This window comes from Fibrobacter sp. UWH1 (assembly GCF_002210365.1).
In the GTDB taxonomy this organism is placed as follows: domain Bacteria; phylum Fibrobacterota; class Fibrobacteria; order Fibrobacterales; family Fibrobacteraceae; genus Fibrobacter.
The window spans coordinates 93,832-108,361 of record NZ_MWQG01000007.1; the positions used below are offsets into that span (position 1 = coordinate 93,832).

At 51.6% G+C, this 14,530-nt stretch carries 10 protein-coding genes; 8 read left to right on the top strand and 2 right to left on the bottom strand.

Features of this window, described 5'->3' with window-relative positions; translation table 11 throughout:
- Position 1 precedes the first annotated feature (1 nt).
- The 5 genes from B7992_RS05005 to ilvD all read left to right on the top strand — a co-directional run bounded on the left by B7992_RS05005 (position 2) and on the right by ilvD (position 7,804).
- Positions 2-1,852 (top strand): MBOAT family protein, encoded by a 1,851-nt coding sequence (locus B7992_RS05005; RefSeq protein ID WP_088658515.1) that lies wholly within the window; start codon positions 2-4, stop codon positions 1,850-1,852.
- Positions 1,853-2,021: 169 nt separating this feature from the next.
- Complete coding sequence (locus B7992_RS05010) at positions 2,022-3,875, top strand: EAL domain-containing protein (protein WP_175547680.1); 1,854 nt, start codon at positions 2,022-2,024, stop codon at positions 3,873-3,875.
- A gap of 28 nt (positions 3,876-3,903) precedes the next feature.
- Positions 3,904-5,331 (top strand): class I SAM-dependent RNA methyltransferase, encoded by a 1,428-nt coding sequence (locus tag B7992_RS05015; protein ID WP_088665712.1) that lies wholly within the window; start codon positions 3,904-3,906, stop codon positions 5,329-5,331.
- 232 nt (positions 5,332-5,563) lie between these two features.
- On the top strand, positions 5,564-5,725 hold the full coding sequence (locus B7992_RS16560) for a hypothetical protein (protein ID WP_176421857.1): 162 nt from the start codon (positions 5,564-5,566) through the stop codon (positions 5,723-5,725).
- 219 nt (positions 5,726-5,944) lie between these two features.
- Complete coding sequence (ilvD, locus tag B7992_RS05020) at positions 5,945-7,804, top strand: dihydroxy-acid dehydratase (protein ID WP_073235233.1); 1,860 nt, start codon at positions 5,945-5,947, stop codon at positions 7,802-7,804.
- A gap of 178 nt (positions 7,805-7,982) precedes the next feature.
- Here ilvD and B7992_RS05025 read toward each other — a convergent pair whose 3' ends face one another.
- Positions 7,983-10,364 carry an HD domain-containing phosphohydrolase gene (locus tag B7992_RS05025; RefSeq protein ID WP_254917623.1) on the bottom strand — a complete coding sequence of 794 codons (2,382 nt, stop codon included), beginning with the start codon at positions 10,362-10,364 and terminating at the stop codon, positions 7,983-7,985.
- Positions 10,365-10,540: 176 nt separating this feature from the next.
- Here B7992_RS05025 and thiC point away from each other — a divergent pair, with 176 nt between their 5' ends.
- From thiC to B7992_RS05040, 3 genes are all read left to right on the top strand, one after another.
- Positions 10,541-12,265 carry a phosphomethylpyrimidine synthase ThiC gene (thiC, locus tag B7992_RS05030; RefSeq protein WP_073160630.1) on the top strand — a complete coding sequence of 575 codons (1,725 nt, stop codon included), beginning with the start codon at positions 10,541-10,543 and terminating at the stop codon, positions 12,263-12,265.
- A gap of 98 nt (positions 12,266-12,363) precedes the next feature.
- Positions 12,364-12,645: a hypothetical protein gene (locus B7992_RS05035; RefSeq protein WP_073160628.1), complete on the top strand. Its 282-nt coding sequence runs from the start codon at positions 12,364-12,366 to the stop codon at positions 12,643-12,645.
- Positions 12,646-12,654: 9 nt separating this feature from the next.
- The gene (locus tag B7992_RS05040; protein WP_073160626.1) at positions 12,655-13,356 is read left to right on the top strand and encodes a MauE/DoxX family redox-associated membrane protein; all 702 of its coding nucleotides are present in this window, start codon (positions 12,655-12,657) and stop codon (positions 13,354-13,356) included.
- Here the strand turns inward: B7992_RS05040 and B7992_RS16920 are convergent.
- Positions 13,331-14,503 carry a glycosyltransferase gene (locus B7992_RS16920; protein ID WP_088665713.1) on the bottom strand — a complete coding sequence of 391 codons (1,173 nt, stop codon included), beginning with the start codon at positions 14,501-14,503 and terminating at the stop codon, positions 13,331-13,333. The genes B7992_RS05040 and B7992_RS16920 overlap by 26 nt on opposite strands.
- Positions 14,504-14,530 lie beyond the last annotated feature (27 nt).

Genomic DNA, 14,530 nt, shown 5'->3' on the forward strand with positions numbered 1-14,530 from the left:
GATGCTTGACTACGTTATTCCCTACTTAACCCGCACCTTCTCTTTCGACCCCAACAGCCCCCTGCTGTTTACCCAGTTCTATTTCTGGGGATTCTTCGCAGTGGTCTTTGCCATTTTGACTCTAGTTCACAAGCGCATACTTTTACGCAACGCCTTCCTGTTTGCCACAAGTATGTTCTTCTACTATAAGACCAGCGGCAGTTATGTTTGCATTCTCGCCTTCTGCGTCGTGGCCAACTTCTTTATAGGCAAGTGGATCGAATCTACAGAAACCCAGTGGAAAAAGAAAGTCTGGATGGTCCTGGTAGTGATTATCGACTTGCTGGTGCTGAGCTATTACAAGTACGCCTACTTCTTCCTGGATGTAATCTACGACATTTTCGGCATCGAACTTCACGTCTATAACTTCTTTGCCGCTGCAAGTAACGCCATGTTCGGCACCAATTCCCTGGTAGACCGGATCATCTTGCCTGTGGGTATTTCCTTCTTCACCTTCCAGGCCATCAGCTACTGCGTCGATATTTACCGCGGGAAGATCAAGGCCGTATCCAACATCCTGGATTTCGGATTCTACCTGACCTTCTTCCCCCAGTTGGTGGCAGGCCCCATCGTCCGCGCCGACAAGTTCGTCCCCCAGCTCTATAGAAAGTTCTTCTTGACCCGCACTGCCTTCGGTATCGCCGTGTTCTGGATTCTGAACGGCCTTGCCAAGAAGATCATCCTGAGTGACTACCTGGCCACAAACTTCGTGGACCGCGTTTTCGATACGCCGCTGCTTTTTACGGGCTTCGAAAATCTGATTGCCCTGTTTGCCTATTCCCTCCAGGTTTACGCCGACTTCTCGGGCTATACCGATATCGCCATTGGCGTGGCCCTGCTCATGGGTTTCCGCCTGCCCCAGAACTTCAACTCCCCCTACAAGGCAATCTCCCCCACAGAATTCTGGCGCCGCTGGCACATGAGTCTTTCTAGCTGGCTCCGCGACTACCTTTACATTCCCCTGGGCGGCAACCGCGGCGCAAGTTTCGGCACCTATTTCTGGATTGCCTTTATCGCCCTCACCGCCATCCTGCTTTCGGGTAGCGTCTGGGTGGGACTGGGAATCGGCCTGTTCTTTGTCTACATCGCCCTGTACGCCTATTTTAAGCCGGAATCCCGCAAGTTCATTACCACCAACATGAACGCCATGACCACTCAGATCATGGGCGGTCTGTGGCACGGAGCCAGCTGGAACTTCATTATCTGGGGCGGCCTTAACGGTTTCGGCCAGGTATTCAACAAGATCTGGGTCAAGCGCAGCCTCAAGTTCCGCGCCTTCGCCTCCTTTATCCTGTTTGCGGTCTCGGCCATCATTTTCAAGCGGGAACATATCGCCATTTTCGCCATTTCTGCCGTCTGGTTTGGCGTTATCTTCTTCGGCATCTACGCCGTCATGATTTTCCGCCTGTTCAGCGACAAGACCTTCGGCTGGCTCCATACCGCCTGGAACGTCACCCTGACCTTCGTGTTCATTACCTTTACCCGTCTGTTCTTCCGCGCCGGTTCCAACCTGGACCCCGCCGAAGCCAACGAAGTGGCATGGAACACCGCCAAGAACATGGTGCAGCAGATGGGTACCGCCTGGAAGCTGGAAACCATCCCGGCCATCGCCTGGGAACACATGAACATTATCTTGGTGTTCATTGCCGGTATGCTGATCCACTGGATCCCCAAAAAATACAAGAGATGGTACCGCCTGAACTTCGCCATGCTCCCCATCCCGGTCATGGTCTTGGCAACGGCCCTTATCATCTTCGTGATCTACCAGTTCATGAGCGCAGACTCCTGCCCCTTCATCTACTTCCAGTTCTAGCGATTTTCATTTAAGCAAAATCACACTTTGAGTCAAAAACACCGCTATTTGTGGTGTTTTTTCCGTTTTACGCGTCAAAGAACCATTTTTCTTACAATAAAAAGTTATTTTACAACCGATGAGTTTCCAGTATCAGATATGCGGTCTAATTATAATAGTGTTGATCCATGTGATCTACTCTACTCATAAGCGTCTGATGCTCCGTAGCGAAAGGGTGTTCAGCAGGGCACTTCGCATTACTACGGGAATGCTGATTCTCGACATTTTGAAGGTCTTAGCCATCCAGAATATGGATACTCTACCCCTGAACATGATCAAGGGCATGAGTAAAATCTACGAAGGGTCCATCATCCTCTGCTCGGGGACCGTGCTGATCTACCTGATGGCCAACATTCTCAAGAAAGAAGCCTATAACGACCTGAACAAGACGACCCTGGCCGTACTTCTGGCCGAAATCGTTCTAGCAGCCGTTCATACCACCCATATCGACCCCCGTGGATTTTCTTACGGACCGGCCATTAACGTGGGCTATGTCATTGTGGGCGTAAACTTCCTGGTCACCCTGTTTTTCCTGATCAAGAATATCGAAAAGGTGGAACGTCGTAGACGTTTTGGGATCCTGCTCTGGATTGCCATGTGGGTGGCCCTAGTCCTAACTCAGCGTTACGTTCCCCATATCATGCTTTCTAGCCTGGCCGTTGCGTTGGGCGTGTTGATCTTGTTCGTCTTGCTCGAAAAGCCGGAATCTAAGCTGGACAAGGAATATGGCTGTTTCAACTATTTCGCCTTGCTGAACTACCTGGACGAAATGCTGGAAATCAAGGCCCCCATCCACCTGATGTCCGTTTCATTGAAATCTTCAGGAACACTGACTGGTGCCGCCCTGTACAAGGAAGCCTCCCACGCCCTCAGCGTCATGGAACGCATACCCGGCGTATGGGTTTTTAGAGGCATCGGCCAGGATTTTATTGCCATCGCCAGGACCAAGGAAGCCATTGACGACCTAGGCAAGGAACTGGAACGAGAAGCAGCCCTGATTCCCTACATTTCTAAACTGGCCCGATTTGTGCGCAGCGACAACTGCTCCATATTCAACAATGCCGTAGAAGTTCTGAGTTTCTTGAGTTTCGCCAAGACCTGCGACAACGAAAAGAGCCGAATTTTTACCACCAACGACAGTTTGGTTGAAGCTTATCATAACCGCAAGCAGCTTGAAATAGAACTGAATAACGCCCTGATCGAGAACCGCATCGAGACGTTCATTCAGCCCATCTATTCTGTTCACGACAAGCGAATTTCTTCTGGCGAGGCCTTGGCCCGAATCCGCACCCGCGACGGAAAGATCCTGATGCCCAGCGATTTCATTCCCGTTGCCGAACAGAACGGTTCCATTTCGGAACTGGGCTACAAGATTTTTGAACAGACCTGCGAATTCATCTCGAAGAACATGGACCTGTTGGATTACATCGAAATCAACCTGTCGGTGGTCCAGTGCGAAGATGAAGGCTTGTCTCAGAAGTTGATCGAGATTATGGACCGCTACCACGTTCCGCCCCAGAAGATCAACCTGGAAATTACCGAAACGGCCTCCATCGTGACCAAGCAGAAATTGCTGAAGAACATGGAACGTATGCTGGAACATGGCGTCACCTTCTCCTTGGATGACTTCGGAAAGGGCGAATCTAACCTGATGTACATGGTGGATATGCCGGTTTCCATTGTGAAGCTGGACTTCGACATGAGCAAGTCCTACTTCAAGAATGACAAGGCCAAGTATGTGGTGAACGCCGTAGAAGGAATGTCTCACGGTTTGAACATGAAGCTGGTGGCCGAAGGTATCGAGACCGAAGAAGAACTGCGCGCCATGGAAAAGCAACGCGTGGACTACATTCAGGGTTACTACTTCTCTAGGCCCCTGCCCCAGGATGAGTTTGTAGATTTCGTGCAGAACTACAACGCTAACAGGGATATGGAAGCCGGAAACGAAAAGGAAGATCCCATCGAGAAGTTTAGACCCGCATAAGGGTACTGCAAATTTTATATTTGTAGTGATGAATTCCTCCGAAAATAAAAGCCCAGAATCCAATCTGGAAAAGCGCCTGAAACGTCAGGTCATTGGCAAGCCCCACCGCTTTATGGCCGTGGTGCCTCTGGGATTTGAAGGGACTTTGGTGGAGGAGTTGAAGTACATCGGAGTGGAGTGCGTCCAGGATTGCACCGCTAATGGGAACTGCGCCGCAGGTATCAAGGTCGCGGGCGACGGCAAGGTGGAATTCACCGCAAAGATTACCGAAGCCTGGAAGGCCGTAGCCTACAGCCGCATCGCCAACCGAGTCCTCATGGAAATCGCCACCTTCAAGGCCGAGAACTTCGGACAGCTGGAAAAAGGCGTAGCAGCAGTGCCCTGGGAACTTTATTTAGGCGAGATGGGCGTTGTCATCCACGTCACTTGCAGGCATTCTCGCCTGTACCATAGCGACGCTGTCGAAGAACGCATCCGCAAAAACATCACCCCCACAGATCACGCTAGCGCGCCCCAGCACTTGTACGTCAACCTGCAAGACGACCGTTGCACACTCTGGCTAGACCTAGCCGGCGAAGAACTTTACAAACGCGGCCACGAACGCTTTGTGGCAGAAGCCCCGCTGAAGGAAACCATAGCCGCCGCCATGATCTTCGAGGCGTCAAAAATCGCGAGCACCAATAACCCCAAAAGCACCGAAGGTGCGACCCCACACCTCAAAGCGAGCGACGCGAGCGCCCTCATAACCTTTATTGACCCCATGGCCGGCAGCGGCACCTTCTCTCTCGAAGCCGCCTACATCGCAAACGGCCTCATTCCTGGGAAATGTAGGGACTTTGCCTTGAAGCACCAGCCAGCCTTCAAGGAAGGAACGTGGAACTTTATTCTGAAGGGACGTCATTCTGAAACAGCAGCGCCCTTACGTCATTCTGAGGAGCGGAGCGACGAAGAATCCACAACGAACCTTCTATCGATTATTACCTCCGACATTTCGGAACGCCCCGTCAGCATCATCAAGCATAATGTAGAATGCAGCCCGCTGGCAGAAATTGCGAAAACAAATCCCGACGCGGTTACCATCAACCCACAGCTGAAAGATTTCTTCAGCTACACCATAGAAGATTTTCAGAAAGCGTCGAGCGAATCCGCCCGCAACATCATCATCCTGCTAAACCCGCCCTACGGCAAGCGCCTGGCATTTGACGCCCCAAAACTTTATTCCCAAATCGGTAAAAAGTTAAACGAATGGAGCCGCGACGCCCACCCCCGCGGCATCAACTTGACCGTAGCCATCCTCGCCCCCAAAGACGATACCCGCGGCGGCGCCCATTACACCTGCACAGAAAACCTGCTGAAAGCCTGCCCTGCCCTAAACCCAAGCAACAATCCCGAGGCAAAGCTCATCGAGACAAGTCACGGCGGCTTCAGCCTAAACGCAATCTTTGCAAGAATCTAACAAGCGTCCCAGCCTTTCAAATTAAATCTATTGACAAATACACATATACTTTTGTATATTATCAATTGATGACAGGGTGGCAGGCCAGCCCACCTAAGATAAAAAAGAACGGCCATTGGATGACAGGGTGGCAGGCCAGCCCACCTAAGACAAAAAAGAACGGCCATTGGATGAATATCCGCGTTTTGTATATCCTACAGAACGCGGATTTTTTTTGTTTAAGGAAAAATAAATGAACGAAGTAAAAACTGTTGTCCTGAAAAAAGACTTCTACGAGAAACACAAAGAACACAAGGAAATCCTTTCCGACAAGGACGGGCGCCCCTACCTTACCTTAGTTGTGGAATGTAAGAACAAAAGGGACTGCCTGGTATTGATTATACAAAGGCCGTAGTCATTCAAGAATCAGACATTGAACGAAACAGCGCTGTTGATAAAAAAGAATGGCTAGAATTAAAGAGAATTTAGAAACTCACTGGATTCTTCGCCCCTGGGGCTCAGAATGACAATCGAGAAATATCGCGATATACTATATTTTCCTCGTTCAAATTTTATAGAATCGGCGCAGCCCCGCCCCGCATATACGGAACTGCGCAATTTATGAGGTAACATTATGCCGAAACTTCGTTCGTTGAAGACTATGGAAGGCCGCGAAATGGCCGGTGCACGTGCCCTTTGGCACGCAACAGGTACCAAGGTGGAAGACTTTGGCAAGCCGGTGATTTGCGTTGTTAACAGCTACACCCAGTTTGTTCCGGGTCACGTTCATCTGAAGGACGTGGGTCAGATCGTTGCCCGCGCTATCGAAGCCGCCGGTGGTGTTGCCAAGGAAATGAGCACTATCGCCGTGGATGACGGTATCGCCATGGGTCACGACGGCATGCTTTACAGCCTCCCCTCTCGCGACCTCATTGCAGACTCTACCGAATACATGGCCAACGCCCACCGCGCCGACGCCCTGGTCTGCATCTCCAACTGCGACAAGGTGACTCCGGGTATGCTCATGGCCGCCATGCGCCTGAACATTCCTGCCATCTTCGTTTCTGGTGGCCCCATGGAAGCTGGTCACGTTACCACTAAGGACGGCAAGGATCGCGCTCTTGACCTGATCGACGCCATGATCGATTCTGCAGACAACTCCGTTTCTGATGAAGAAGTTGCCGCTATCGAAGCTAACGCCTGCCCCACTTGCGGTTCCTGCTCCGGCATGTTCACTGCAAACTCCATGAACTCCCTGACCGAAGCTCTTGGCCTTTCTCTCCCGGGCAACGGCACCATCGTCGCCACCCACTCCGAACGTAAGAAGCTGTTCGAAGCTGCCGGTAAGCGCATCGTGGAACTCTGCCACAAGTATTACGACGAAGGCGACGAAAGCATCCTGCCCCGTAGCATCGCTACCATGGACGCCTTCGAAAACGCAATGCGTCTGGACATCGCCATGGGCGGTTCCTCCAACACCGTGCTCCACCTGCTGGCAGTTGCCCAGGAAGCCGGCGTTGACTTCACCATGAAGGACATCAACCGTCTCTCCCTGAACACGCCTTGCATCTGTAAGGTTGCTCCCACCGTTCACAACATCCATATTGAACAGGTGAACCGCGCTGGCGGTATCATGGGCATCCTCGGCGAACTGGACCGCATGGGCCTCATCCACAAGAATGCAAAGACTGTTCACGCAGCAACCATGGGCGAAGCTCTTGAAATTAACGACATCGTCCGCGGCAACGCAACCGAAGAAATCAAGCAGCGTTACCTGGCAGGCCCCGGCCGCAAGTACAACCTGGTCGCTTTCAGCCAGAGCACCTACTACGAATCTCTGGATCTGGACCGCGAAAAGGGCGCAATCCGCGATGGCGCACACGCCTACACCAAGGACGGCGGTCTCGCAGTTCTGTACGGCAACCTGGCTCAGGACGGCTGCATCGTGAAGACTGCAGGCGTTGACGAATCCATCTGGAAGTTCACCGGTCCCGCTGTGGTGTTCGAATCTCAGGAAGACGCTGTTAACGGCATCCTTGGCGACAAGGTTAAGGCTGGCGACGTCGTTGTGATCCGCTACGAAGGCCCGAAGGGTGGCCCCGGCATGCAGGAAATGCTGTACCCCACCTCTTACCTGAAGAGCCGTCACCTGGGCAAGAGCTGCGCTCTCCTTACCGACGGTCGCTTCTCTGGCGGTACCAGCGGTCTTTCCATCGGTCACGCTTCTCCGGAAGCTGCCAACAAGGGTAACATCGGCCTGGTTGAAACTGGTGACGTTATCGAAATCGATATCCCGAACCGCACCATCAACGTGCAGCTCACCGACGATGAACTTGCAGCACGCCGCCAGGCTATGGAAGCTCGTGGTGCCAAGGCATGGAAGCCGGTTTCTCGCGACCGCGTAGTCTCCAAGGCTCTGCAGGCATACGCCGCCATGGCCACCTCTGCAGACAAGGGCGCCGTCCGTGACCTGTCTTTGATTGGCGTAAAATAAAGGAACATGGCGCGGGCCGCACCCGCATACAGCCTAACTAAAAATCCCGACGGTTCAAAAAACCGTCGGGATTTTTTGCATTCCCCTTCTGCGAATAAATCGCAGGCAAAGCCTGCGACGAAATGTGCATCGCACATTTCAGCGGGGGTTCTAAGGGGGGGGGAGTGCCCCCCTTACGTCATCGCTTACTCATTAGGCGTAGCAGTTCATCGGTCACTTCGCCCCACATGTCCAGCACCACCTTGCCAATGGCAGGATCGTACATCTTCCCAAGATTTTTCTCGATCTCTTCGCGGCAGAAATCCAGGGACATGGCATCGCGATAGCAACGTTTACTGGTCATGGCGTCGATGGAATCCGCAATGGCAATAATGCGGGAACCCAGCGGAATATCATCACCAGAAATTCCTTCCGGGTAGCCTCTACCATCATAACGTTCATGATGATGCATCACAATATTCACCAGTTCCTGGGTATAGTTGGACTGCATCAAAATCTTGGCACCGATAGCCGGATGCTGTTTAATCGCGGCGAACTCATCATCAGTTAGCTTTCCCGGCTTGCCGAGAATAGCATCGCTAATTCCCACCTTACCAATATCGTGGAGAATGGCCGCATCAGAAATCATCTTCAAGGAACTGTCAGAAAGTCCGAGAGCTTTTGCAAACTTAATGGAAAGTTCCTGCACTCGGTCGGAATGATGGGCAGTGTATGCATCCTTTGCTTCTTCGATGGAAATCAGGCAAGACACCAGTTCTCGCAAATTCTGATTTTCGCCGAAACTATCCGCACGATGAGACGCACTCTTATCGCGATACATATTCAAGTCGGCATCCATTTTCCAGTCGCTTATGGACTTGCGCATGCCGTAATCATTTTTCAAACGGCTTTCACCTACAGCCATCGAAAGCCTGTACAGGGCGGTCTTGTTGTAAGTCTCAACCGCATTGCGAAGGCGCTTCTGCAGCTGGAACATCTTTTCTTTGCCGGCGTCTGCAACAACCACAAATTCATCGCCGCCAATTCTAAAGCAACGACCCGAAGCACCGAAGGCCTCTGTAACGGTCTGGGCAGCTGCCACGATCAAGGCGTCACCAGCCAGATGTCCAAAAGTATCGTTGGTATACTTCAGACCGTTCACGTCGATCATGAGCATCGACCAATCCGAAGGAGCATTCCCCTCGGAATCAATTCGCTTTAACAGGGAATCAAAAGCCAACCTGTTTTCAAGCCCGGTCAGGCTATCCCTAGAAGCAAGGCCCTTCAGCTGCTGGTTGTACACCTGCAGCTTGCTGTTGATTTCTTCCAGTTCGAAGGAAGTCTCGCGAATGAAGGTTGCCATTCGTGCGGCCAGGGGCAACTTGGTGGAACGAGCTTCATGGCGCTTGAATGCCGAAGCCTGCAATCCCTTGCCGGGGCCCTCTCGCATAGCCGCAATCACAAGGGTAATGTTATGCTGATTCAAGTGGCACTTCTCACGCAGGAATTCACCGTGGGAGAAAAATCCCGTGCTATGGGCGATGCACTTAAAGGGGAAAATTTCGTAGGTCGGTTCCTGGGTGGCCCAGAAGGCCTTGCGGGCGGCACAAGAAAAGATATGCAGCACGTCAGGATTAAAGACCTTGATCTTTTCGCTTTCTTGCCTAATGGATTCCAGAATGGTTTGAGGTTCTCCATAGGAAAGTCTAACAATAGAACCCACCTGTACATCGGAACTCATGTTGATGGAACCGTCCGGATTGCTGGAAGCAGGAGCGCGGACAATGGTGGTTCCGTTATGTTCGTACATAATGGGGAAATCCAGCGCGTTCATAAAGAAATTGCTGTCGTTGTTGATGTTCAAATACTTGTGGTAAACATCGAAAGCGGGAATGCCGCTCAATTCGTGGAGAACACTTCCGTCGGACTTGGTCACATGGAAATTACGTCCGATAGGTTTCCATCCGCTGATCTTGATGGACTCCACAATAAAATCTTCGCCGCCGAAAAAGAGGATAATCAGACCGTTGGGGTTATAACCGCCGACAGAAGAGAACACGCAGGAATCAGAACTGCTTAAATCCGTAGAGCAGACAATGCCGCCAAACATTTGGATATCGGGACGCAGACCATCCATGCCTTCGCAGAAATTTGTAGAGGAGTTGGCCGAAATGGTACGGTACATTTCGATAGCCTTGACCCACGGATTTTCATTGGCCTCGGCCACAATGCTCTGGGTAATTTCGCGGGCCGACATCTTGGACATGTCGTACTGTAAAAGTTTGAACTGGGTCGTGGGCTTTTCAAAAAAAGTAACCGCAATGGTAATTTCGGCAGCAGCATCGCAGTCAACGATGTTACCGCTAGTGGAATTTCCGAACCAAGGCACACCGGGGAATACTTCCTCGATGATCGTCCAGATAGGCTGCAGCTTGTGCGGGCTCAGAACCGTTGTGAAAATCTGGATGTACATCCTAGGCAATTCAGTTCCGTTCCCAGTCATGGGCAAAATCGCCTTCAGGACTTCCAAATTGTTCCGTAATTCCTCGTCACCCTTGTAAGATATGATTCTCTTCTGCATCGAAAATGTAATTCCACTTTAAGATATTTATTTCTTACAATATATGTTAATAATATACACCTAGGCAAACGGAATTTCACAACGCTTACATTTTTTTAAAAATTCTATATTCCAGTTCGTTACAAGATGAAATTAACTTGCGCCTAGATTAAGGCCAAAGAAAAGCGAGATTATTTATGAGTGATCAGAAGGATTCGCTCCAGAAACCGTTCATGAACTCCAAGAAGGTGTTCGTTTCCGGCAAGATTTTCAATGATATCAAGGTCGGCATGCGCGAAATCCAGATTGAAGATCCGGATTTTCCCTCTGTTACCGTCTATGATACCAGCGGACCCTACAGCGATGCCGACGCCAAGATCGACGTAACCAAGGGTATCGAACGTTTCCGTGAAAGCTGGATTAACGAACGTGGCGACGCCGAACAGCTGGACGACATGACTTCTGCCTATGGCCGCGCCCGCCGTGAAAACCACGAGCTGGACCACCTGCGCTTTAGCGCAGAACACCACCCCATGCGCGCCAAGGCTGGCCACAAGCTGACCCAGCTGGACTATGCCCGCGCAGGTGTCATTACCAAGGAAATGGAATACGTGGCTATCCGCGAAAACCAGCGTATTGACGAACTGGTTGCAGCAGGAAAGATAAAAGCTAACGGCAAGCCCATTACCGCCGAATTCGTCCGCGACGAAATTGCCGCCGGCCGCGCCATCCTTCCGGGCAACATCAACCACCCGGAATGCGAACCTATGATCATCGGCACAAACTTCCTGGTGAAGATCAACAGCAACATCGGCAACTCCGCCATTACCAGTTCCATCGAAGAAGAAGTGGAAAAGATGGTGTGGTCCGTGCGCTGGGGTGCAGATACCGTCATGGATCTTTCTACCGGTAAGCACATTCACGAAACCCGCGAATGGATTATCCGCAACAGCCCCGTACCTATCGGTACAGTGCCTATCTACCAGGCCCTGGAAAAGGTCAACGGCAAGGCCGAGGAACTGACCTGGGAACTTTACCGCGACACTTTGATCGAACAGGCTGAACAGGGCGTGGACTACTTCACCATTCACGCAGGCCTTTTGCTGGAACACATCCCCATGTGCGCCAAGCGTACCACCGGTATCGTTAGCCGAGGCGGTTCCATTCTCGCCCTGTGGCAGATGAAGCACAACCAGCAGAACTTCCTGTATACCCACTTCCGCGAAATTTGCGAAATTCTGGCACAGTACGACGTAGCCGTCTCCCTGGGTGACGGTCTCCGTCCGGGTTCTCTGGCCGACGCCAATGACGAAGCCCAGTTCGGCGAACTTGATACTCTGGGCGAACTGACCAAGATCGCCTGGGAATACGGCGTTCAGGTGATTATCGAAGGTCCGGGTCACGTGCCTATGCACAAGATCCAGGACAATATGGCCCGCCAGCTGGAAAAGTGTCACGGCGCCCCCTTCTACACTCTTGGACCTCTCACTACCGACATCGCTCCCGCCTACGACCACATCACTTCTGCCATCGGTGCAGCACAGATTGGTTGGTACGGTACCGCCATGCTCTGCTACGTGACCCCCAAGGAACATCTGGGCCTCCCCAACCGCGACGACGTTCGTGCAGGCGTTGTGACCTACAAGCTGGCCGCCCACGCCGCAGACATCGCCAAGGGCCATTTTGCAGCCCAGTTCCGCGACGATGCCCTGAGCCGTGCCCGCTTTGACTTCCGCTGGAACGACCAGTTCGCATTGTCCCTGGATCCGGAAAAGGCCATGGAATACCACGACGCGACTCTGCCCGGCAACCAGGCAAAGTCCAGCCATTTCTGCTCCATGTGCGGCCCTAACTTCTGCAGCATGCGCATTACCCGCGCCATCCGCAACTTTGTGGCCACCGGCGACATCGGCGATGTCTAACAGAAAATCCAAAGCGACACCGAAAGGCAAATTCTAACTTTGTGTAAAAAAACGAGTTCCCGTACATTCGGGAACTCGCTTTTTTATATCTTTTCAGCATGATCAAAGATTGCATTCAACTCGCCATTTCCATCGTCAAGATTTGCGTCGTGCAGATTCTGACCTGGACCTATATTCTGCCGTTGTTCTATTTCTTGAAGGGTATGCTTGAAGTGCGCCCCTTCAATTACCTCAAGTCCCTGAACTGGATCGTGCTCCTGGGCATTGCCGCCTTCTGCGTGATCCTCGCCATCGTAAACAATATCCGCGTCGAAGATTCCAAGTCTGTGGAATGGATCGGAAGCCAGGAAATCCTGGAAAAGCCGGCAGACATTCTGTAAGGGGGCCATATGGAAAAGTTTACCAAGAAGACCGCAATTTCTCTGGCACTGCTGATTGTCGCCTCCATTCTTGTCGCTTTCGGCGTTGCAGAAATCTCGTTCCCCGAAACCTTCCTGACCGTTACCGACAAGGATTGGATGATCGATATCTGGCCCAAGTCCTACCGCTATAACATTCATGTGGGTCTGGGAGCCATCATCGTGGCAGCAGGCATCTGCATTCCCGCCTACAAGCTTCACAAGGACTTCGCCATCCGCGCCCTGGAAACCTTGTTCCGCGTGGGCATTGGCGGCATGTTCATTTTCGCAAGTATTTTCAAGATCCAGGATCCTCACCAGTTTGCAACGCTGGTGGCTCAGTACCAGTTCTTCTCCACCCTGCACCTGGATTTCATCAACAACTTCTTCGCCCTGGTGTACCCGCAGTTTGAACTGTGGTTCGGTCTGGCCATGATCTTTAGCCCCTTCGTCAAGGAAAGCGCCTTCGCTATTTTCTGGATGTTCGTCAGCTTCATTATCGCGCTGGCTTGGGCCCTGGGCAACGACCTAGGCATTACCTGCGGTTGCTTCGAACTGGAAGACGGTGACGCTCACGACAAGGCCGAAGCCTGGACAAGCCTTATCCGCGACCTGGTGCTGATCTGGCCCACCCTGTGGCTTATCTTCCGCAAGAACAGAAGCCTAATCAAGGTCTGGACAGAAAAGAAGTAAGTGCCGAAAGCACACAATTCTTAAAGGAATTCATAGAGCAGTGGAGCAAAAGTTCCGCTGCTCTTTTTTCGTCTACCACATTTTCGCCGGCGATGACGCGGTCAATTACCTTGGCGTAGGCTTCGGCATCGGTAGGCGGATCAATCAGAGGAACAACCCCTTCCAGGTTTTCTTTTACCGCAGAGGTGGCTGCACACAGGGCAGGAGTTCCGCAGGCAAGAGATTCAATAGGAGGCAGGCCAAAACCTTCTAACAGAGAGGGGTATACCATCAGGTCGGCATGGCGGTAAAAGTCCCGCAGTTCCGTTGCGTTCAGGCGTTCAAAATGGTAGACGTTATAAAGCTTTTTAACGTTAATGATTTCGCGGAGTCGTTCCGAAAGTTTACCCACACGGACAAAGGCCACATCGGGGCGGAGCCTTGCCGTTTCAAAATAAGTGTCGATATTCTTGCGGGGTTCATCAAGGCTAACGTTAACGCACATGCCCTCGAAATTACGCATACCGTGCTTGCGACGGAATGCCTTTTTATCGTCGGCAGTAATTGCCACTTCGGGCTTGTTAAACAGATCCTGGTCAATGGGGCAACCGATTACAGAGCCGGGAGCACAGGACATTTTCTTGCCAAAGTGAGCCGCAGCCTGTTCACGAGTCCATCCCGAATTATAGACAAAAGAATCCGCCTTGACGGTTGCACGGATATAGAACAGGTTCAACAGGATAAACTTGGCACTTGTGGGGTAAAGGGTTTCTGCAAAGGTATCGTGAACGAACATGACTGTACGTCCGTCATTCTTGCAAGCCTTTAACGCCGACTTTGCCACCGGCACCAGAAAACCCAACTCCGGTCGAATAAAGAAAACCACATCCGGCTGCACCGCCTTAATCGCCTTCTTTAAAGGACCGCGGAAACTCATGAATCCAGTATAGAGCGACTTGGCCCACACTTCGTGAGAAGTATAGGAATCCGGCGACACCACTGCAGCGGCACCTTCAGCCGACTTGGCCGCATCCGGGAAGAACTTGGGTGTCTTTAACCACAGCACATGGGTTTCAAACTCCGGCGTTACCGCCTTCACCAAATTCAAGGTTAGACGTCCAAAACTGGTACACTCATTCTTATCGCAAACAAAAAGGATTTTCTTCACAACGTCAATTATAAAAAATTCCTTTTT

Bases quoted from the DNA above. Each gene is read 5' to 3' on its own strand.
- B7992_RS05005 (WP_088658515.1), top strand. From the start codon at position 2: ATGCTTGACTACGTTATTCCCTACTTAACCCGCACCTTCTCTTTCGAC.
- B7992_RS05025 (WP_254917623.1), bottom strand. From the start codon at position 10,364: ATGCAGAAGAGAATCATATCTTACAAGGGTGACGAGGAATTACGGAAC.
- thiC (WP_073160630.1), top strand. From the start codon at position 10,541: ATGAGTGATCAGAAGGATTCGCTCCAGAAACCGTTCATGAACTCCAAG.
- B7992_RS05040 (WP_073160626.1), top strand. From the start codon at position 12,655: ATGGAAAAGTTTACCAAGAAGACCGCAATTTCTCTGGCACTGCTGATT.
- B7992_RS16560 (WP_176421857.1), top strand. From the start codon at position 5,564: ATGAACGAAGTAAAAACTGTTGTCCTGAAAAAAGACTTCTACGAGAAA.
- ilvD (WP_073235233.1), top strand. From the start codon at position 5,945: ATGCCGAAACTTCGTTCGTTGAAGACTATGGAAGGCCGCGAAATGGCC.
- B7992_RS05035 (WP_073160628.1), top strand. From the start codon at position 12,364: ATGATCAAAGATTGCATTCAACTCGCCATTTCCATCGTCAAGATTTGC.
- B7992_RS05015 (WP_088665712.1), top strand. From the start codon at position 3,904: ATGAATTCCTCCGAAAATAAAAGCCCAGAATCCAATCTGGAAAAGCGC.